The organism is Chitinophaga sancti (genome assembly GCF_034424315.1).
Lineage (GTDB): Bacteria > Bacteroidota > Bacteroidia > Chitinophagales > Chitinophagaceae > Chitinophaga > Chitinophaga sancti.
On record NZ_CP139972.1, the window covers coordinates 2,897,533 to 2,916,649 of the forward strand.

At 45.8% G+C, this 19,117-nt stretch carries 22 protein-coding genes; 3 read left to right on the forward strand and 19 right to left on the reverse strand.

All coding sequences use genetic code 11. The features are described 5' to 3' along the window. Nucleotides 1–42: 42 nt before the first annotated feature. Nucleotides 43–627: an RNA polymerase sigma factor gene (locus U0033_RS11055; protein WP_072356680.1), complete on the reverse strand. Its 585-nt coding sequence runs from the start codon at nucleotides 625–627 to the stop codon at nucleotides 43–45. 75 nt (nucleotides 628–702) lie between these two features. Continuing rightward, nucleotides 703–945 carry a hypothetical protein gene (locus U0033_RS11060; protein ID WP_072356679.1) on the reverse strand — a complete coding sequence of 81 codons (243 nt, stop codon included), beginning with the start codon at nucleotides 943–945 and terminating at the stop codon, nucleotides 703–705. A gap of 48 nt (nucleotides 946–993) precedes the next feature. Between U0033_RS11060 and U0033_RS11065 the strand changes: the two genes are divergently transcribed. From U0033_RS11065 to U0033_RS11075, 3 genes are all read left to right on the forward strand, one after another. After that, nucleotides 994–1,788 carry a HipA family kinase gene (locus U0033_RS11065; protein WP_072356678.1) on the forward strand — a complete coding sequence of 265 codons (795 nt, stop codon included), beginning with the start codon at nucleotides 994–996 and terminating at the stop codon, nucleotides 1,786–1,788. Continuing rightward, on the forward strand, nucleotides 1,766–2,149 hold the full coding sequence (locus tag U0033_RS11070) for a DUF3037 domain-containing protein (protein ID WP_072356677.1): 384 nt from the start codon (nucleotides 1,766–1,768) through the stop codon (nucleotides 2,147–2,149). The genes U0033_RS11065 and U0033_RS11070 overlap by 23 nt, the downstream gene beginning before the upstream one ends. 179 nt (nucleotides 2,150–2,328) lie before the next feature. Beyond that, a complete protein-coding gene (locus tag U0033_RS11075; RefSeq protein WP_083571293.1) occupies nucleotides 2,329–3,060 on the forward strand; it encodes a T9SS type A sorting domain-containing protein in 732 nt (243 codons plus the stop codon). Here the strand turns inward: U0033_RS11075 and U0033_RS11080 are convergent. The 17 genes from U0033_RS11080 to U0033_RS11160 all read right to left on the reverse strand — a co-directional run bounded on the left by U0033_RS11080 (nucleotide 3,046) and on the right by U0033_RS11160 (nucleotide 19,097). Continuing rightward, nucleotides 3,046–5,406, reverse strand: a complete 2,361-nt coding sequence (locus U0033_RS11080; RefSeq protein WP_072356675.1) for a GAF domain-containing protein — start codon at nucleotides 5,404–5,406, stop codon at nucleotides 3,046–3,048. The genes U0033_RS11075 and U0033_RS11080 overlap by 15 nt on opposite strands. Nucleotides 5,407–5,699: 293 nt before the next feature. After that, a complete protein-coding gene (locus U0033_RS11085; protein WP_072356674.1) occupies nucleotides 5,700–6,947 on the reverse strand; it encodes an alkaline phosphatase family protein in 1,248 nt (415 codons plus the stop codon). A gap of 128 nt (nucleotides 6,948–7,075) precedes the next feature. Then, nucleotides 7,076–9,490: a LamG domain-containing protein gene (locus U0033_RS11090; protein ID WP_072356672.1), complete on the reverse strand. Its 2,415-nt coding sequence runs from the start codon at nucleotides 9,488–9,490 to the stop codon at nucleotides 7,076–7,078. 19 nt (nucleotides 9,491–9,509) lie between these two features. After that, on the reverse strand, nucleotides 9,510–9,968 hold the full coding sequence (locus U0033_RS11095) for a hypothetical protein (protein ID WP_072356669.1): 459 nt from the start codon (nucleotides 9,966–9,968) through the stop codon (nucleotides 9,510–9,512). A gap of 5 nt (nucleotides 9,969–9,973) precedes the next feature. Next, complete coding sequence (locus U0033_RS11100; RefSeq protein ID WP_072356667.1) at nucleotides 9,974–10,822, reverse strand: hypothetical protein; 849 nt, start codon at nucleotides 10,820–10,822, stop codon at nucleotides 9,974–9,976. Further along, nucleotides 10,819–11,304: a hypothetical protein gene (locus tag U0033_RS11105; protein WP_072356664.1), complete on the reverse strand. Its 486-nt coding sequence runs from the start codon at nucleotides 11,302–11,304 to the stop codon at nucleotides 10,819–10,821. The genes U0033_RS11100 and U0033_RS11105 overlap by 4 nt, the downstream gene beginning before the upstream one ends. After that, nucleotides 11,301–12,143, reverse strand: coding sequence for a hypothetical protein (locus U0033_RS11110; protein WP_072356662.1), 843 nt, complete (start codon nucleotides 12,141–12,143; stop codon nucleotides 11,301–11,303). Before U0033_RS11110 ends, U0033_RS11105 begins: the two co-directional genes overlap by 4 nt. Nucleotides 12,144–12,158: 15 nt before the next feature. Next, nucleotides 12,159–12,455 carry a hypothetical protein gene (locus tag U0033_RS11115; RefSeq protein ID WP_143150570.1) on the reverse strand — a complete coding sequence of 99 codons (297 nt, stop codon included), beginning with the start codon at nucleotides 12,453–12,455 and terminating at the stop codon, nucleotides 12,159–12,161. Next, nucleotides 12,442–12,735 (reverse strand): hypothetical protein, encoded by a 294-nt coding sequence (locus U0033_RS11120; RefSeq protein ID WP_072356657.1) that lies wholly within the window; start codon nucleotides 12,733–12,735, stop codon nucleotides 12,442–12,444. The genes U0033_RS11115 and U0033_RS11120 overlap by 14 nt, the downstream gene beginning before the upstream one ends. Next, nucleotides 12,732–12,956 (reverse strand): hypothetical protein, encoded by a 225-nt coding sequence (locus U0033_RS11125; protein WP_072356654.1) that lies wholly within the window; start codon nucleotides 12,954–12,956, stop codon nucleotides 12,732–12,734. Before U0033_RS11125 ends, U0033_RS11120 begins: the two co-directional genes overlap by 4 nt. A gap of 4 nt (nucleotides 12,957–12,960) precedes the next feature. Further along, the gene (locus U0033_RS11130; RefSeq protein WP_072356652.1) at nucleotides 12,961–13,425 is read right to left on the reverse strand and encodes a hypothetical protein; all 465 of its coding nucleotides are present in this window, start codon (nucleotides 13,423–13,425) and stop codon (nucleotides 12,961–12,963) included. Between the two features lie 5 nt (nucleotides 13,426–13,430). Further along, a complete protein-coding gene (locus U0033_RS11135; protein ID WP_072356650.1) occupies nucleotides 13,431–14,468 on the reverse strand; it encodes a hypothetical protein in 1,038 nt (345 codons plus the stop codon). Further along, nucleotides 14,469–14,999, reverse strand: a complete 531-nt coding sequence (locus tag U0033_RS11140; protein ID WP_072356647.1) for a DUF6046 domain-containing protein — start codon at nucleotides 14,997–14,999, stop codon at nucleotides 14,469–14,471. 2 nt (nucleotides 15,000–15,001) lie between these two features. Continuing rightward, nucleotides 15,002–16,927, reverse strand: coding sequence for a tape measure protein (locus tag U0033_RS11145; protein WP_072356645.1), 1,926 nt, complete (start codon nucleotides 16,925–16,927; stop codon nucleotides 15,002–15,004). 200 nt (nucleotides 16,928–17,127) lie between these two features. Then, nucleotides 17,128–17,439 carry a hypothetical protein gene (locus U0033_RS11150; RefSeq protein WP_072356642.1) on the reverse strand — a complete coding sequence of 104 codons (312 nt, stop codon included), beginning with the start codon at nucleotides 17,437–17,439 and terminating at the stop codon, nucleotides 17,128–17,130. A 34-nt stretch (nucleotides 17,440–17,473) separates the two neighbouring features. After that, complete coding sequence (locus tag U0033_RS11155) at nucleotides 17,474–17,896, reverse strand: hypothetical protein (protein WP_083571292.1); 423 nt, start codon at nucleotides 17,894–17,896, stop codon at nucleotides 17,474–17,476. A gap of 34 nt (nucleotides 17,897–17,930) precedes the next feature. Beyond that, a complete protein-coding gene (locus tag U0033_RS11160; RefSeq protein WP_083571291.1) occupies nucleotides 17,931–19,097 on the reverse strand; it encodes a DUF2586 family protein in 1,167 nt (388 codons plus the stop codon). Nucleotides 19,098–19,117 lie beyond the last annotated feature (20 nt).

Below are 19,117 nucleotides of genomic sequence, written 5' to 3' on the forward strand. Positions count from 1 at the left end.
AACTCGTAAAAGGTTTGTATACGCTTTTTCTAAAAATATTTTTTAGCGCCCCCTGGACCAGAGGATGAGTAGGAAGGTAAACACGCCACCATGCTCGTTCAGGAGCTTTTTGAGGGTATGAAAGGCGGTGTAAAAATGTTTTTTGACCGTTACGACAGCAATGCCGCATCGTTCGGCTATTTCCTCAAAACTGAGGCCTTCCTGTGTACGAAGCAGGAATATTTCTTTCTTCTGGGGATCAAGGGTAGCAATGGCCCGGGTGGCAATGTCGTGGTATTCTTTATAGACTAACTGCTGGTCGCCCCCGGTAGCGACATCGTCCTGCTGGTGTACGATGGCATCTATGGCTTTCAGGTGCACCTTCTTCCTTCTTAAATGATCGAACAGGAGGTTTTTGGCTACGCGGAAGGCATAGTCTTCAAATGACCGCACCACTAAAAGTTTCTCTTTTGTTTTCCAGATACGCAGAAAGGTCTCCTGCAAAATTTCATCGGTTTCTTCCTTATCCCGGGTGATGAAGGTGATGGCTACTTGCAGACGCGGATAGTGGTGGGTATATAAATAACCATATGCCAGCTGATTTCCGTCTGCCGCTTCCTGTACCCATGTTATGAACTGATCCCTCAAATGAAAAAATAGAAATTATAGTGCAAGATACATCTAAAATTATGCAGTTATAGGGAAAAAGCAGAGGTATCTCATCTATAAACTGGTAATAACCCGCAGATAAGCCGCCTCTTTTAAGATGCGGGTTAAAGGCGGCTTATAGGCGGGATATCTGCGGGTTATCTGCGGGTTATCTCTCTTTTTGACCGCCAGCTGATACGGTTTGAAAATTCCTCTTTTTAGGTTTTTAAGGGCAAAAAGAAGGTGATAGGGGTTGTTTCCCTCTTTATATCCGGATCTCCCTGCTGCCTGCTTAATTGAATTCAAATGATCCCCCATTGCTGGCTGTTTTTCTCATAGAATAAGCCTTTTCTGTACCTTGCAGCCATGAATCAACAACCTGAGCTTAGAACCGTTAGCGTAACAAGATATGTAACGCCGCTTCGGGAAGGCGGCTCTCTCCCCGCCATCGCCGAAGCAGATGACGGCTTTTTATATGTACTGAAATTCCGGGGCGCCGGCCAGGGTATCAAGGCCCTGATCGCCGAACTGATAGGCGGAGAAATAGCCCGTGCATTGGGGTTCAAAATGCCCGAAATCGTGTTTGCCACTCTGGATAGTGCCTTTGGCCGTACCGAACCGGATGAGGAAATCCAGGACCTCCTGAAGGCCAGCGTTGGCCTGAACCTGGGTGTTCATTATCTCTCCGGGTCAGTGACCTTCGACCCGGCCGTCACGAAAATTGAACCTGAACTGGCTTCACGTATCGTATGGATGGATTGCCTGCTGACAAATGTTGACCGTACACCCCGCAATACCAATATGCTCATGTGGCACAGGGAGCTCTGGCTCATCGATCATGGGGCATCCCTTTATTTCCACCACAACTGGAGTAACTGGGAAGCATCTGCCACCAAACCTTTTGTACAGGTCAAAGACCATGTATTGCTGCCACAGGCTACCCTGATTGCCGAAGCTGATGCCCAACTGCGCCTGCTGCTCACCACCGAAAAGATCAGGGGTATTGTCAGCCTGATCCCGGACGAATGGTTGCAGGAATGGTCTTCCGGCGAAAGCCCGGAACAGGTAAGAGAGGTATATTATCAATTCATAACCACACGCTTAGCAGCGTCTGAAATATTTGTAAAAGAAGCACAACATGCAAGAGAAGCACTTATATGAGTATGCTGTCATTCGCGTAGTTCCCAGTGTAGTACGCGAGGAGTTCCTCAATATAGGTGTGATCCTGTATTGTAAACAACAGCGGTACCTGCAAACCCTTTTTTCTGTGAACGGGGAGAAGATCAGGTGCCTGGCTCCTGAATTTGATATGGAGGAACTAAGGGCTTACCTGACTGCCTTTGAAAAGATTGCCGCCGGCGCCCCTGATGCCGGCCCTATCGCCAAACTGGATTTGCCCTCCCGGTTCAGGTGGCTCACCGCTACAAGAAGTACTGTCATTCAATCATCTAAAATCCATCCCGGCCTCTGCGGAGACCTGGCAGGTACATTGCAGCGCCTGCATGCACAATTAGTTTTATAATAAAAATTTATTTACTGCGTTATATCTGGGTTGTTTCAAAAGTAATCTACCCGGTTTAATCCGGATCCCTGTCGGAGAGGTTTTCTATTGATGAAATGCGCAATGCCTTCAGGTTACTTTTGACACATCCCGTACTGTTCTATTCCATATCTCTTATTGACAGATGCTAAATCCTATCCATGAAACTTTTTTGTTTATGCTGCATATCTTTGCTGATGGCCTTCCTGTCTGTGCATGCACAGGATACCATTCCCCCTGCACCTGTAGGCAGCACTATTTACCTGCTGAATGATGTCTGGCTTATGTCTGCGGCTGACAAGTACGGCCCTATGAAATGTGATCATACCACCATCAGTGCTTCCGAACAATTTATTGTTGTAGATGCCGGAGACAGCACCATCGCCCTGCAGGGCAGTAATGGCCGCTATGTAACCGCTACCAGTCCAATGCGTTGTACCAGCACCATGATTGATCACAATGCCCGTTTTAAATGGGTAGGGCTGGGTACCAATACAGTTGCGCTGCAAAATCTAAAAGGGGAATACGTATTTATGGAGAGCAACCTGCTCAGCCTGACCTGCAAAAGTACGGCCATCACTACCGGCAGCACCTTTACCTGGAGTGCCGTTTCCATGGCTCCCCAGGAGGAGAAAGCTGAAACGGCCAACCTGAATGTGTTTCCAAATCCCGCTTCCGGCAATGTTAATATTAAGTATGCACTGCCTGCTGCAGCCGAAGTATTGATCGAGTTTTATAATAGCAGGGGAGCATTGGTGAAATCGTTCCTGGGTGGATTGCAGGAGGGTACGACCCGGCTCAATGTAGGTATCAATGACCTTGAGAAAGGGATGTACATTGTTCGGCTGACTTCAAAAGGTATTAAAGAAACGAAGAAGTTAATCGTTCAGTGATGCCTCATATACCACGCCTACACGCAATGCCTTGAGGCCACTCAGGCCCTGCAGGTCCTCCAGCAGCAGGTATTCAAGATCATTGCACAGGACATGCTTTTCCTGCAGGTATTCAATGAAAGGCAGGTAATCTTCCACATCCTTGTTATCGAAATAGATCAGCACGATCTTATCCGGCTGGGTGAGGCGTTCTTCTGATTCCTTGATGTGTACTTTATCGATACGCTTCTTGATCATCTGGTAACGGATGTTATAAGCACCCTCTACATCAAAGCGTCTTTCGTCTGCCCTGAAACTGATATCGATAGTATGGTTGTGTACGAAAATGAGCTGCGTGGTACGTAATACCTTTGGCATGCCGGGCAGCAGGGCACGGGTAATACGTGCGATGGCAGCCATACCTGACAATTGCCATAAACGCAGGTTTTTAAGATGGAAATGATTGAAGGGATGCTGCGGTGCTATGGACTGACCAATGTATGCATCGTATTCTACGCCGTCGGTCCTGAACTTTTCAAAGTAGCAGGGATACAGGCTTTGCAACTGGTTCTTTTCATGTTCAAAATATTCATTCACCGCTTCATTGATCATCTGCATGGATATCTCCAACGAATATTTTTCGCCGCTAGTACTGTTGTTAAAAGCATCCAGTACTTTCAGGTATTCATCTACCAGGTGTTTTGTTTGCGGATGCTGGCCGGCAAGATGATTCAGGAAAGGCGTCGTTTCTTTTCTTAAAAAAGTGTTTAGCTTATCTTCATCATTGGCGTACAACTGGTCTGATGCCAGGATCTCCTGCCATTTGGAGCATTTATAAATCATCTCTTCGAGCAGCGCGGATGGATACCTATCCTGTAAGGTCCTTAATGTTCCACCTAATAAGGAAAGGTGTGCATCCAGGTCTGCCACGATGGCCTTGTTCCGTTCTATAGTAGAGTTGCGGATATCAACTGCCCCGTATAACGGGTATACATTATCGAAGTGAATACTGAATTCCTTTTCCGGTAAATGCCGTTTCCTGTCATGCAGGTATTGCCAGGCCACTTCGTTGAACTTCCATTGCACGGCTGGCTGGATAGATGTGAATTTTTCTTTGATGACACATTCTATTTCGTAGTTGAATTCATCAATATATATCTGTAATAAGCGGCCAATGGCAGCCATGGCAGGTTGTAAGAGCACAAGGATCTTCTCATCAAAGCGCTCGTCCTGCCAGGTATGGATGGCCAGCACGCCTACTGGTATATGATTGTGGAACACCGGCATCAAAGCCAGGGAACGTACACCGAGTTTACGGAAGTAGTCCAGGTAATCATGGCCTTGCTGGTTCTCAGCAGAGATATCCTGGGAGAAAAAGAAGTCGGGATTGGAGAAATACCCTTTTGCCTGCCTGCGGAATACGTCAGGCGATACGCGGCCTTCACCCCATACTTCGAAGAGGATACCCGTACCACCTTTTACATAACCATATACAGGCTCGTTGTTCACTCTAACAAACGGGAAGAGATCGAACTCTATCTGGTTGTTTCTCACCAGGGTTTTCAGGGATTTAATCACATTCCTGTAGTTCTCATCGTCATTTGCAGGTGTGCGGTTCAGGCGCACGCGTTCAATATTGTCAATTGCTTTTTCGGCAGTAACGTCTGTAAGATTCAGGATACAGATCCCTCTTATTTTAAAGAGCGATAGTGGCAACATTTCCAGGAGGATATCATAGCCCTCCCCTTCACTCATGCGCATGTAGAGTTCACTGAAATCCAGCTGAGGCAGGGGGCCTTTAGCGGTCACTTCAATGTAATCCATATTAATCCGCATGGCATAGTATTGCAGCAAACCGGTGGAGAGATTAATGCCGGCATGCACATCCGGCAATTGCGTAGGCGCCTGGAAGTTATATAACTTTTGTAATACGACGGAGTATAATAATTTGAGCCGGTCGCGTTGATACTCGTCAGCCGTTTTTGTGATCACATAAATATCATGGTCATCCCTCCGGTTGCGCATCAGTTCGTAAAACAGGGTGGTGCCGTAGAATATAAGCGGCTGAAAAGGCATATTCATGGCCCATGCCAGCTCTTTTTCATCCGTCATAGCCGGAGAAAGACAAGCATACATCTGTTCCAGTAAATCGCTGTATTTGCCGACTTCTTCCAACGAAATTTCTTCCTGCGGGAGATGATATTGCTCATAGGTAGCCAGCACCTGTTCATACAGTGCTTTTTTAACTGTCTGCTCGTGTTGGATTCTCTCGCGAAGGCGATTAATAAATGGTTGGAATGAAATCGCGGTATCCAGATCCACACTGGCTACCTCTACTCCTGATACTTCCTGAATAATTTTTTCCATTGGTGATTGAAGATAGCGAAAACCTATATACGTATAGCAAATTTGGCACCATACATTCAATGTTTCTTATCTTGCTCATATGAGATCACCTATTGTTCTTTTCCTGCTCATCGTCATTTCATGCCACAGCATCGCCCAATCCAAACAAGGGTATTTTCCACCCGGGGGCGAATGGCAACAAAAGGCACCGAAAGCCCTGACCCGGTAAAACTCGATTCTGCTATTGCATTTACGATGCAGAATGAAACCAAGCACCCCGCGGTATGGAAATGGATGAAATGACTAAGCGGGTTTTAGCGGCCCTTTAAGATAGGTTTCAGCACATCCAGTTGTCCATCTACCGGCTCTTCGATCTTTAAACCCAGGATCTCAGCCACCAGCGGATACACGTGTATATTGGCAAATGTACCAATCCGCTGGTGTTGGTTAAATGCGGGCCCCCAGGCCATGAACACAGCATTCATGTCAGTGAGATTATTATCAAAGCCATGATGACCGGTATGTTGTTTACCCTTCTTAGGCTGCGCGAAAACGTAGTAGGGATCGGGTACTAATACGATGTCTCCAATACGGTTAAATTTATCTTCTGTGCCGTAATGCCATCTTGCCGGCATTTCGGTTTTTCGATATGTTCTGAAGTGGTCTTCGTGAGATTTATAATAGGCATAAGCCGCATTCACTTTTGCGGTATCATCACCATAGAACATCATCTTCTCTCCTCCCCATGACATTCTCAATCCCATGTCATTCAGCTGGATCAGGTTCACCGTATCTACAGCCGCCATACCATGATCTGATACTACGATATAGTTAACCGGCAGCTTCAGTGCACTCACCGCCTTCACCATTTTCCCGATGCTTTCATCTACGAATTGCACCTGTTCTTTTACCTGTTCAGATTCAGGCCCATAGCTATGCCCTGCATGATCTACTTCGGGGAAGTAGAAGGTGATGAGGTGTGGGCGCTGTGCTGCGGGCAGTTTCAGCCAGTTTACGAGCGCCTGGATGCGATCATCGATCTTTGTTTTCTCCTGGTAGCGATATGAATAAGTTGGGCGTGTGTTTTGAATAGGACTTTCTGAGCCTACCCAGAAATAACTGGCACTCACCATATGTTGCTGCTCGGCCATTACCCAGAGTGGTGTTCCGCCATACCAGGTACCATCTTCCACCGCATCCCGGTTCTTCATATCATAGACCTGTTTGCGATTCCTGTCATAAAACGAATTGTCTACCAGGCCGTGATGAGCAGGATATAGCCCTGTGATCAGGGTGTAGTGATTCGGGAAAGTAAGGCTTGGATAGGAAGGCTGCATGGCGGTGGCTTTTACGCCTTCGCCGGATAAGCGGAGGAGGTTTGCGGCCTGGTATTTCTCTGCATAATCGTACCTGAAGCCATCGATAGAGATCATGATGACATAGGGTTTGGCTTCCTGTTCCTTACTGTTAGTGCGTCCTTGAACAACCTGCTGCGTAGTGTCCTGTGCAAAAGCGAACTGCGTTGATAGCAAGATCAGTATCGCCAGGGAAATGTGTTTCATAGTAGTTTAGATTTCTTGAGAGGCAAAGGTCGGGAGGAATTTTTAAAAAGTGCGTTAAATAAAAGTTGTTTCCGGGATGGAAAAAATACAAATAGTAACAAGGCTGCTGCAGCAGCCTTGTTACTTACTCAACCATAAATAAACGGGAATTTATACATTCCATCATAAGGTTTGGTTTCTCCAATCAAGCGGTTTGTACCACCAGCCACTGCATCTGTAAATGGCGTGAATGCTACTCTTCTTACTGTCATAGTCTGATGATGCCATGCGGCAACGCCTGCTGTCAGGAGTTGGGGATCCAGCAACCATGAGCTGTCTTCAAACTGGGAAGAAGGGAATGACAGGCCAAAAGAAAATCTGCCGGCAATGTCAGGAACAACGAATGGATTCGTCTGAATCAGGACACCGTCAATATAGTATTCCACTCTGTTCGCATACCAGTCCATTCTGAATTCATGGAATGCATCATCCCAGATATCCTTTCCAGCAGATGCACGCATTTCCAGGTATTCTTCTTCAACAGGATTCGGTAGCCAGTTAAAACCGGCCCCATTACCCAATGGTCCTTTAGAATTCTTTAGTTTCACCTGATCTCTGCGGGGTTGATTCACTAACTGTTTCTCATCGCTAAACTTTGTCCAGCTGGAGAGCTGATTAGGTGCAGCAGGTGTATTGAGTTGCCAGGTACCATCATTGTTATCTCCTGCATTTACAATTACTTTCATACCGGCATAAGGATACACATAATTAACGGATACCATTTCGCTCAATGAGTTAAAGACCCACACTGAATTATTGGCAGGAAGCTCCATACTAAATTCATTTTTTACAATCGTATAGTACCCGTTTGCACCATCACTCCGCTGGTGTAAGCCACTGGCAATAACCTGATCATAATATGGATCCTGAAGAAAAGCGGTTGCACGATTATATAACCTGAAAAAAGGGGATACACCAAATTGCTTTGGCAATTTTGCTTCTACGATGAACCGGCCATATCCGCAATAACTTCTGGTAGCTACTGCTGCGCCTACACGCGTTTTCCAATACTCTCCTATCAATGGGTCACCCGGTTCGGTATGTTTCTTAGGCATTCTATCTTTATCAACACCCTGCACCAAACCATCATATAAGTCACCATGTGCTTCCAGTACCAGCATCCCATCCCTGAAGTAGACATTTTTAGGTACTACTCCACCATCTGGCCCACCATCAAGATTTTCGTTGATCGCATAATGAGCCACCTGGAATGCATCTGTCATATTTAAGGTATCGTCAGACAATGCAAAGTTAAAATCAAATGGAGATGTCTGCTTTGTAACTGCATCTACTGAAATATTGACTACCGGTGTAGTACTTGTATTACGGTTATACTTTACATAAAAATTATAATTACCTGCTGCTACACTCTGAGGGATTGTAAAACTAATTTTAGTACTGCTGACTGAAATCATGTTTTCATGAGGAATGGTAATAATATTGGCAGGGTTACTCACCTGCTGTAAATAGCCCGTCGGAGGAAGCAGCGTGGTGTAGCCGGAATTGTCTCCAGTCGAAGATAGCGCTGCCGTAACATATAAATTCCTGAACGTACCTTTACCACTAAACCCGGATGGATAAGGATTTCCTCCTACTGTGAGCATCTCATTAGCATTTGGTGTGCTAAAGTTTGAGCTGGTGCCTATAGAGCCGGTATTATTATTAGAACCATTCAGGATCAAATGATAAAGAACGTTATTACCAATTGGTGCAGGGGCACTTCCAATCAACACATTGTTCCAGCTATCGGGAACGATCAGCGTAGTCGAGGTAAGCGTTTCTCTTGCAGTTGGATTTTTTTGCTGCCAAACGACCTTTTTCGTTGCGTTATCAACATAGACCATCACACCATTACCACTAGCATCTACACAAGATAAAAGTGGCCATACGCCGCTTGTTCCAAGGTCTGCAGTGCTTATATAAAAATTAACACCCATTGAGTAATAAGCAGCACCATTGTAACCAATTAAATTGGGTTGAGAGATACTTGTAGTTAACGACCCTGACGCAGCGTTTACATACAATCCTAAATAACCCTGATATTTCTTAAAAGCAGGAGCAGCTCCAGGAGATATACTGTAGGTAGCAAACCGGTCTATGAAATCATTTTCCAGTGTAAAAAATGCTTTACCAAAGGAAGGCATCATACCGGACAACAAATTAATACCTTCATTGACATAGTCGATCCTTGCATTAGGTGTAAAACGTGCGGTTACCTGAGCGAATGCCAGTTCGCTGGGAGTGGTATATAATATATCCACCTGCCCGCCAATTATATCGTTATTCTGCAATCTTAATACATAGGGCATTGCATTTTCCAGACCCTTGATGAGCGGTGGATTTATGATTGTTCCATTTGCCAGTACAAACAGGCTGTCTGTAACCAGTGTATAACTATCGGATACATCCGGAGCATCCTGCCTGCGAAAGCTCAGGCGGAGTGTTTGTGGGGTAGATGGTGCATTACCATCAGCCCACTTCACTTTTTTTAGCTCAATATTCATTTGCTATTTCTTTTAAAATTTATACATAGTTGTCTAACTCTATACCTGCTATTGCGCCAGGGCTGCCAGTAAAGGAAGGTCGGATCATATACAACCGGAACCATGCATGGGTTGTATCATTATACTTCTCATATACTTCGCCGCCCTGCGCAATGAGCGGGCATATTACCTGTGTGCCTTTGGTGGCAGTTGGATATTGTTCATTCAGGTACTGATCAGAAAGAGGGGTGCTGACATCCAGTCTCCATATTTTTTTCATGGAGCCGATCACTTCCTGGAATTGCTGATAAAGTGCATTGAAGGCTTCGAAATCGGTTTTGTTGTCCAGCAGTGCGCGCAGTCCGGTGATATTTTCGATGCCGATGGTATCTTCTGATTTGTGCATGAAGCTGTCCAGCCAATCCCAGAATTGATCCTGGGTGGGGTATGCTCCTGTTTGAAACCATCCTTTTAGTTTATTACGTTCGCGTATTGCCATAGGGGTTATAATTTCATAATGAAGAGAGTGACGATAAATGGAGGACGGTTTTCGTGAGCCTGGCTACCGCCGGCGGGAACCATAGATGCATCAAAGTCACCACCGCGCCTGATAAAGGTTGATACCACTGATGCATACCCATTATCAAATCCAAATGCTTCGCCTGTAGCAGAAAATCTATGTGTATGCTGAGGCATCTGATCCATTGACAAGGTCACTGATTCCACACCGCCGGTTTTACCGGGCGCATTATAATCCATCCTGCTGGGATCATAACCAATGGGAAACTTACCCATCCGGTTATTCGTATTGTTGAAACCATTACAGATGGCCCAACCGGCTCTTTCATTCTTACCTAAGCCAGTGCTATCGAAATTCTCAAGTATGTATTTTGTATCGCAGTCCACCTGAATGACGTCTCCTTTCTTCCAAAGACTTCCCAATTGCTGTGTAAATGAGGCCTTCAGGTTAGCGATTGTATCCCGCAGGCTTAGCAGGGTTTCTATCCGCTGCAGGTTGCCATAGGCAATACCGCCGGAGCCAAAACGGGCTCTTTTTGTAAAGTATACATTGCGGGTCACCTGGTCGGCAAAAAGCCTGCTTTCCATGAGTTCTTCTACGATCCAGGTATCCAGTTTAGGGCCTCCTACAAAGGGTAATAATTCCCCCTCATAACTGATCCATCCATCTGCTACATTGTTCCCGACTTCTTCCATACCTGACACGATCACTGCATTGCCGATCATCTTTGATAATCCTGCCAGCGCATCGTGGTAGGAAGACTGCATAAAGGCAAGCGTATACTGGGTCATGGGGAAACCACCCAGGTTTGTCAATTGTTCTATTTTGTTCATACTCTTTGAATTTTGTAAGCCATACCAGCCAGCTTATAGGTATCGATCAGCGCTGCCATTTCATCATCATTGAAGCTAACTGCTTTAGGTACCAACACATAAAAGTCTACAGGTTCATTGCCGATCTCCGCTTCAGTAAAAAGATAGAGGGGATGTTCTTCTGATTCCAGGTACAGGAACTTTGGTTTTGATTCCTCTTCCTGGTAGATCAGGGTTACTTCATTACTGACTGCATCTACGATGCGGATTCCCCTGTCAGCCAGATCGTACCTGTCATTCAGCAGTTTTTCCATGTATACCACCTGTGGGGTAATGCTTAATCTATACAGGTTTGCATCACGGTTACGTCTAAACTGCTGGTACAATAAATTGACGGGGTAAGTGATCGCCTGTAACCAGGATAGATGCAATACCTTTCTCAATCGTGGCGGCATGAGTAGCCTGATCAGCCGGTGGTAATCAATGTCAAATATTTTACTCATTTGATGGTGCTTTGTGGAAGGAAATCAATATGAAGATCTTTGTCCACCTGGAAACGCAGGTATCCGGCATCAGGGCTATATTTTACATCAAATGCAGCATAGGCTAAAGTGCCATACTGAGCCTGTGCCCGTACGATATGGGGTATTACGACACCATCTACCTGTTGCAGTGCATCTACCAGGTAGGCCAGTACAAGCGTACCATTGAAAGGCAAATTCTTCAGGTAGTTCTTCACCTGGTTACGAACAGGGTCTTCCACTGTACCATCGAGGCGATTGCCTTTACTATCTAACACAAGCGGGTTGTAATAGACAATCATATCCAGTTTCAGATTATCAGGAGGCAGGCTTTCAATTACCAGCGGTGTTACACCGGCATCCTTGATCTTATTCATATAAGTGCCGAATGATTCCAGCTGTTGCCCGGTGAGTGCATCCAGGTCTCCATTCACGATACGGGCCACCTTCAGGCGCAGGCCTTTGGATTGCTCTACCACAGCACTGTAAGCAATAATTTGTTGTGCGTTTACCTGGTCTTCTGTAAGTTTTGAATTATCATAATAATCCTTTTCATAGGCCAGCTCTGATCCATGCTGGAAGGCTCTTGCTTTATTCGCATACCAGCGCAGGCTATGCGGTGCTTTTTCGTTGATCAGCGTCGTCACTTCTGCTTTATGCAGATCAAAGAGGTTCTCCAGCGCCCAGATGCTTACTGCGACAATATAGGTCCAGAGCCGCCATACGGCCACCTTACTGGTGCTGTTAAGCGAAGAAAGCTCTGTAGTACCTGTGATACGGCTGATAATATCATCCTGTATTTCGGTGATTGTTCTTGCCATAAATTATTTAATTTTTTAACTGATGCGAAGGTCCAGCTGTACGCCCATGTAGCCGATACCTCCCAATACGTTGACGACTTCTTCGGGAGTAAATACATTAGCAGGTATCACACCTTCACTCTGCAGATCCTGCCACATACGCATGTCGATCACGTCTATATCGGGAATGAATAAACTTTCCCCGGCCAGGTAATCATCTGTAATACTGCGGGTATTGGCAAGCGCAAAGTCGAAGAGGGCGGCGATACTTCCTTTTTCCTGCATTGCAATATCAAGGAGGCATTGATGGGGTTTTACATTAACTGTCTTCATAGCTTGCATCGATGTTTAACTGACCTGAGTCAGCAAGGGTTATTTTATGTACGACCATCCCATCGGCAATAAACTGGTTACGGATCTCGGCAAGCAGGGAACGATAATCATTATCGTTTAAGAAGCCGAAGGCATCAACTCCTGTATCGGGGTATTCCTTGAAGGTAGCCCGGTTGTTCATGAGGAGAATTTTCTGGTGCTGGAGATCGCTGAAACCTGTGACGAAATCGCCATTGAGAATATCGAGGTCAAGGTCATTGTTGTATAGGATGTCTTTCATGTCAGGTTGCCATTAAATGGAGGTTTAACCAAAAAGGTAGCGGGATCTGTAGTCATTCCTCCTATATAAACAATAGTTGCTGTTTTCACATAGGTATCTATTGCTTCTGCCAGCTTGCCACACAGTTTATCCAGCGTAGCTTCCTCATCTCCATCCGAACTTTTCATTTCTTTGAAAGCCATCTTTATCTGGGCTTCCAGGGCACTTTTATTCAGTGGCATAAGATCATTTTAAAATTTTCGCTATTCTATCTTTTATATCTGTGAAAGCAGATTTATTCATCGGTGCATAGATCGTCACAATTTCATCGAGCAGATCATCCAGGCATTTCTTCAGGGATTCTTCACCGGCACTTACTTTCAAGCCATCTTTATCCATTTCGAATAACCTGTCTTCAACGAAATACTGGATCTTATCCACTTTCTCCATGCTGATTACAACGAAGTAATTGCTCTGCTGGATGCGTGCTATCAGCACACTGCTTTTCTTCTGTGGAAATACCAATACGCCGTCATTATCACCAATTACAGCCCGTAGCCGTACATCGGATATTTTCAGACCGGTAGCTGTCAGTGCCACAATGGAGCCTGCAGCTTCATCGACATCATCAACTACAGCCGGGATAATGACCGTATCGGTATGTACCAGTTTCCGCAAAGCATCTACCAGTTCACGTTGTTTATTACTCATGATGATTAAATTTTAAGACCTATCTCTGCTTTCCGCCGGCCACCCGACGCATTGAAAGTTACTTCTGTACTTTCAATGCGGTAGGTGCCATTACGGACAGGATACTTTGTATCAGATATCTCAGCCTTACATCCGGGAAATGCAAAAGGTTGCAGGAACGCTTCGAGTTTGCCTTCGTAGCCATCGTATTTCAGTGTTTTCAACTTATTCTCCGCAGCTTTCTTCAGGGCAGCATCATCCTGGAAGTTAGAGATCTGGAGGAGCGTTTCTACGCCATTCTTATCCCCGGCTTCCTGTATATGCGCTTTGTTTTTCGTATCTATGTAGATAGCTTTGACTAACACGTGTGCATCATTGGCTTTCCTGAATTTGAGTTCACTATCCTTGATGACAGTAAACCCGAGCTCATACCAGGCATTTTCCTTTATCTTCTTATAGTTCAATATATCACTGGTTTTGCGCCCACGCACGTAATCTCCGGCTTGTGGATGTTCAATATGATCGAAGCCGGCATATAACCATCTCCCTTCGAAATAAACATTCATACTGAGGTCTTTTTTAAACCAGTCGAGTATATCAGTACCTGATTTGCCATCGAAATAAGCCTGGTGCAGGTCGAGATCCGAGACTTCAGTACTCACTTTAATATCAGTACCGTCAGTGATGGTGCTGAGCAGTTTTTTCAGCGAAGTTGCTTTCTGGTTTTCCAGGATTCCTTTCTGCTTCAGCTGCCAGCTATAGCCTTCACATTCTATTACGCAAGGGGTAGCTGCATTGATCCTGGCTACAAAGCCTTCGAATTCCAGCTCCCTCTTATCATCATAACCCAGCCATATTTCTACTTTGTCGCCTTCTGCAAACTGTGCGGCAGAGCTGACAACTGATTTGGTCGGAAACTGACCGGTATACCGCAATACGGCGGAGGCGGGTATGGTAATGGAAGCGGTATCGGTATAGGAATGCAGGCTACGTTTTATTTTCACCTCCTTTACTGAATAAAAGGTATAACTGCCAATCTTAATTTCACATTGCAGTACAAACATCTATGCTTTGTTTAGTATGAATTTTAAATCGCTGATGAGGTTCATTTCATAAGCCTGGATATTCTGTGTACCTGGTGTAGCAGGAAAAGAAAGATCGGTGATCACTACAGTTTCGCCTTCGCTAAAGACAAGAGAGGTCAATGCACAATAAATAGGCAGGGCTGCATTGCGGTTATACAGATCTACAAGTTCGCTGATCTCATTATCAGGAAAAATGTTGTCATCCCGGATGATGATGCCTTTAATATTTATTTTGAAATCGTCTTTGCTGACCAGCTCTTTTACGCTACCAGAGCGGTACACCAGGGGTGTTTGTACAATGGTCTTTTTGCTGGAGATACTGATGACGGGGTTATACAGTTCCAGTGTTCCTATTTTTACCGCCATGAAATAGGAGGTGTTATAGGACGCATTGCCGTAGTAACTCGTTCCTCTTCTATTATTAGCAGGCTGATTCGGTACTTTAAAATTCTTAGGGGTATAGCCAAAGGTACTTGCAAAGATGCTGCTGATATCGATATCTAATGCCATAGTTATGCTGTTTTTAATACATGCAGTAATGCATCTGTCACTTGCTGTTCCATGTCGGTGATACTTTCGGCGAGTGTATTGGTGGTGATATTGATTGTTTCGACTAATTTCTGCAGGGTAATATTTACCGTGCGTGCACCGCCGTTAGTGATGCCTGTTGCGGTATCTTTAGCAGTGTCGAGCGACATCTTTTTGCGGGTATTATCAGGGGTCCAGGAAGCGGAGGTGCCAACTCCATCCAAAGCGTTGGTACCACCAAAAGGCACGCCCCTGTTCCAGGTACCGGATGCGCCACGGCCTTTGCTTTTGCCCCCAGTTGCGGTTTGTGGTAACCAGTCACCGTTTGCGCCTGCTCCACCGCCATTTCCGCTACCGAATCCACCAAAATTTCCCTGGCCAGGAACAGGAGGTGTGGTCATACCCGGGCCTTGTGCCTGGCCTTTCTTTTTGTTCACCTCTGCATTAAAGGCATCGGCGGCTTTGCCGCCCATTTCCTTCATGTCATTGATGACGGTTTTGGCGGTATTATAACCAGAGAGATCTTTGATCGCCTCTTTACCTGATTGCCATGCTTTATCCCAGTCACCACTGAAGAGGTACATCACTGCCTGGCCGATATTGCTGATACCGGAGATCAGCGACTTGATAGGGGCAATGGCGATATCCCAGATCATCCCGGCAAAGCCTTTGAGTACTTCCCAGGCAGCCATAATCGCGCCCCTGAACCAGCCGAAAGTATTCCATGCATACACGACCGCGCCTATCAGCAAACCGACTGCAACGAAAATAGCACCGATGCCACTGCTGGCCATTGCAGGCCCGAGTAGTTCTGCGGCCAATGTCCAGGCTTTATAACCCAGTACTACACCTCCGATCACTGTGACGAGAAAACCTACCAGTTCAGCATTCCGGGAAATCCAGCCAGCTGCCTGACCGAGCCAGTCAACCATCGGCTTTAGTGTATTCTCCACGAAATTGCTCACCGTAGGCATCAGCGCATTTCCAACGGTTGCACCCGCCTCACTCATTTTCTCCTGTAGGCCGTGCCATTGTCCGGCGGCGGTTTCACTTTGTTCTTTCATCACACCAAAGAATGCTCCACCCTGCGAAGTTGCTGCCTGTAAGGCAGCTACCACACTATCTGTCGAGATGCCTCCTGCTTCCATGGATGCTTTTAATTGTTCCATGGTTTGCCCGCTATTGGCGGCCATCATTTCAAGTGGTTTAAACCCCGCATCGTTCATCTCTTTCAATGATTCAGCGGTAAGATGCCCTGCCTGTTGCATATCGCCAAAAGCTTTGGAGAGGGAATCCATTTTCGTTTGATTACCTCCACTCACATCTTCCAGCATACTTAGAGTAGGCATGAGTTTATTGGCAGCTACACCACTTTCGAGCAGGGAGGCGGCGTTTTCCTGCAGCTTGTCATTATCGAAAAGAGAGGTGGCCGCCATCTGGTGAATGTCTTTCAGGATGCCTGCGGCTGTGGAGGAAGAACCGGTTAGTTGTTTGAAACTAAGTTGTGCCGTTTCCGCCGCCATACCCAGCCTGAGCAGGTCCGGGCCGCCTTCTATGACTTTGTCCAGGCCACTATCGAAAACCTTCCTGAAATTTTCGGCCCAGCCTTTCCGGGCGGCAAAGTCAGCCAGGTCCTGTGTTTTCTTTCGCTGCTCTTCGATCTCGATCTTTCGCTTTTCGATGGTCACAAACTCCTTGAAGCCTTTTGTTTCTTTTTGTTTTTTATTGATCTTTTCTAATTCATCATCGATCTGCTGGAGTGAGCCTTTAAGGATCTTATTGGATCCTACATACAGGTTATTTTGATTGATGGTATTCTGTACCCAGTTATCGATCTTACTGAAAGCAGCATCGGCTGCCTTCAGTAAGTCTTTATAGGTATCGGAAGTAATTGTTTTAAGGTCTGCCATTGTATAGTTTTTTACGCCATGCTATCCTGACAGCAACGACAATCCTTTCAATTCCCGTTGCCGGATATCATGCAGTTGTGCAAACTTTTCTGCCCACTGGGCATCTGATAATTGCGAGGTGTCAACCTGGGGCAGATAATATTCGAACAGCGTTTGAATATAACCGAAAGGGTTGCTTTCAAAATCACCGGACGCCTCGCTTAGAGCTTTTCCACTTCTACCTTTTTTGCTTCCAGCAATTTGTCCAGCTGGCCGCCCAGGCCGTAGAGATAAGATTTATCTTCTACGATCTCTTCATCACCACCTAACCAGGTAGCTCTGAGAATGGTTTCGTGGTAAGCCAGCGGATCACCTGAGATCAGTGTCATGGCATAGCTTACTTCGTCTCTGTTGGGTTTCCTGCAATAGCCTACTTTACCGTCGGCAGCTGTAAGTTTGAATACATCCCTGTATTTCTTTTTCCATGCATCAATGTGCTCCTGGCTAACGGCAAGTGATTTATCTACTGTCATGATATAGGTTTAAATAATTGTGGTGTTAAAAAAATTAAGCGTTTTGTTTCAGGCCCATAAAGAGGATGGGCAGTGTGAGCTCCATAAATTTGGCGCCCTGCTCCCAGCCTTTTTCAAACTCCTTGAACTGGAAACCCTGAATAATATCAGTGCGCGGAACTGAGAGTGAATCTTTTACATAGGTAACTACGATGTCTGCAGTCAGGTCGAGAATGTCTCTGCCGCCTGCTCGTGCAACAGCATCTGCGAGGATATCGTATTCAAATTTCAGCAGTTTGATTTCACCTTCATAGGTACGTTTACCACGCTGGATGCCGATAGGTTGATCGCCGGCACCGTGCAGGTGTTCTTTTTCCTGGGTCAGTTTGTATTTGATGCCCCGGATCCCGGTCAGTTCTTTACCGAGCAATACTACTTTCATATTTGCCCAGGTCACTTCTTTCGTGTCAAAAATCATATTGGTGTCTTTTAAATGTTGGGGTTAACAGCCGTTACTGGTTCAGAGCGGGATTAGCGAAGCCCAGTAATACTTCGATGGTTTTGGTATAACCTACAGGTATAATGGAAGCTTTTACAACGATCTTGCCGGTGCTCAGTACATTCTGAGATGCGTCAACGTATGCGCTGAAAGAGCTGATCTCATCGGCCATAGCGGTGTTAACAGCTGTTTCAATTTTACTTTGCAGGTACTTGATAACAGGTACACTCAGTTTTCCTTCTGAGTCGATGGCCACTTCGTCATTCAGTTCTTCTACATAGGTTTGATAACAGATGGTGATGGCTTTATCTATCACACGACCTGATGCCAGCTGGCTGTAATCATCTGTGGCAGGTGCACACATCGGGTCATCGTTGAGGTAATAGCCGGAGCGGCCAACGAAGGTGCGGAAGAAGATATAACCTTTGTCGTGGAGCGCATCAACACCAGTGATGTCTTCAATTTTCTTTCCATTGATGAAGGCAGCCGTAACAGGCAATGCACCATCTTTCACCCGGCCCAGGTTGCGCTGTACCGGAATAGCTGCGGCACGGCCAAGTACAAGGCCTACAGCGGCACCGTGACCTGTGCTACCGATGATGATACCAACACGGTTGCAGGAATAAGTGCGCAGATCCACCAGTTCGTCAGGATGTGCAATGTCTGCATTGTACCCTTCCAGTAAGATACGTACTGGTTTAAACTGTGCTGCATAGGTGCTGGCCACCTGCTGTGCCTTGGGAATGGCATCGGTTACACCAATATCCATTCCGCCTGCATTAGATGAAAGATAAGTGGAACCTGGCAGGAACGAAACACCCAACAGCCTGATCCGGCCCTGAGCAGCATCTAAGAGCTTTACTACACCTTCGGGATTGGCAGCGTCCATATACTGAGCCGGACTATGGTTGTCTCCTGTCAGCATGATATACAACTCTGCACCTTCACCGGCAAGGCTATAAAATTCTTTGATGTGGTTGTACGCATGTACGTTTTCGCCGCTGCTTTCAATACCGAGGTTCTCTGCATCGCCCAGGCTATAGATCACTTTTGGCTGATGCAATGAAATAAGTCCATTGCCATAACCTGTCATCATCAGGCCTGCAACTCCATCATCAGTTACAACGGTTCTGCCAAGATTGCCGTTGCCTAATGTAATTGCTACTTTTGGTAATCCCATTTTTAATAGGTCTATTTAAA

Coding starts and splice junctions, on each gene's coding strand:
- U0033_RS11150 (WP_072356642.1), bottom strand. CDS start 17,439: ATGACAGTAGATAAATCACTTGCCGTTAGCCAGGAGCACATTGATGCA.
- U0033_RS11105 (WP_072356664.1), bottom strand. CDS start 11,304: ATGAGTAAAATATTTGACATTGATTACCACCGGCTGATCAGGCTACTC.
- U0033_RS11065 (WP_072356678.1), top strand. CDS start 994: ATGAATCAACAACCTGAGCTTAGAACCGTTAGCGTAACAAGATATGTA.
- U0033_RS11060 (WP_072356679.1), bottom strand. CDS start 945: ATGGGGGATCATTTGAATTCAATTAAGCAGGCAGCAGGGAGATCCGGA.
- U0033_RS11115 (WP_143150570.1), bottom strand. CDS start 12,455: ATGAAGACAGTTAATGTAAAACCCCATCAATGCCTCCTTGATATTGCA.
- U0033_RS11140 (WP_072356647.1), bottom strand. CDS start 14,999: ATGGCATTAGATATCGATATCAGCAGCATCTTTGCAAGTACCTTTGGC.
- U0033_RS11130 (WP_072356652.1), bottom strand. CDS start 13,425: ATGAGTAATAAACAACGTGAACTGGTAGATGCTTTGCGGAAACTGGTA.
- U0033_RS11145 (WP_072356645.1), bottom strand. CDS start 16,927: ATGGCAGACCTTAAAACAATTACTTCCGATACCTATAAAGACTTACTG.
- U0033_RS11080 (WP_072356675.1), bottom strand. CDS start 5,406: ATGGAAAAAATTATTCAGGAAGTATCAGGAGTAGAGGTAGCCAGTGTG.
- U0033_RS11160 (WP_083571291.1), bottom strand. CDS start 19,097: ATGGGATTACCAAAAGTAGCAATTACATTAGGCAACGGCAATCTTGGC.
- U0033_RS11075 (WP_083571293.1), top strand. CDS start 2,329: ATGAAACTTTTTTGTTTATGCTGCATATCTTTGCTGATGGCCTTCCTG.
- U0033_RS11110 (WP_072356662.1), bottom strand. CDS start 12,143: ATGGCAAGAACAATCACCGAAATACAGGATGATATTATCAGCCGTATC.
- U0033_RS11095 (WP_072356669.1), bottom strand. CDS start 9,968: ATGGCAATACGCGAACGTAATAAACTAAAAGGATGGTTTCAAACAGGA.
- U0033_RS11135 (WP_072356650.1), bottom strand. CDS start 14,468: ATGTTTGTACTGCAATGTGAAATTAAGATTGGCAGTTATACCTTTTAT.
- U0033_RS11120 (WP_072356657.1), bottom strand. CDS start 12,735: ATGAAAGACATCCTATACAACAATGACCTTGACCTCGATATTCTCAAT.
- U0033_RS11070 (WP_072356677.1), top strand. CDS start 1,766: ATGCAAGAGAAGCACTTATATGAGTATGCTGTCATTCGCGTAGTTCCC.
- U0033_RS11155 (WP_083571292.1), bottom strand. CDS start 17,896: ATGATTTTTGACACGAAAGAAGTGACCTGGGCAAATATGAAAGTAGTA.
- U0033_RS11100 (WP_072356667.1), bottom strand. CDS start 10,822: ATGAACAAAATAGAACAATTGACAAACCTGGGTGGTTTCCCCATGACC.
- U0033_RS11125 (WP_072356654.1), bottom strand. CDS start 12,956: ATGCCACTGAATAAAAGTGCCCTGGAAGCCCAGATAAAGATGGCTTTC.
- U0033_RS11085 (WP_072356674.1), bottom strand. CDS start 6,947: ATGAAACACATTTCCCTGGCGATACTGATCTTGCTATCAACGCAGTTC.
- U0033_RS11090 (WP_072356672.1), bottom strand. CDS start 9,490: ATGAATATTGAGCTAAAAAAAGTGAAGTGGGCTGATGGTAATGCACCA.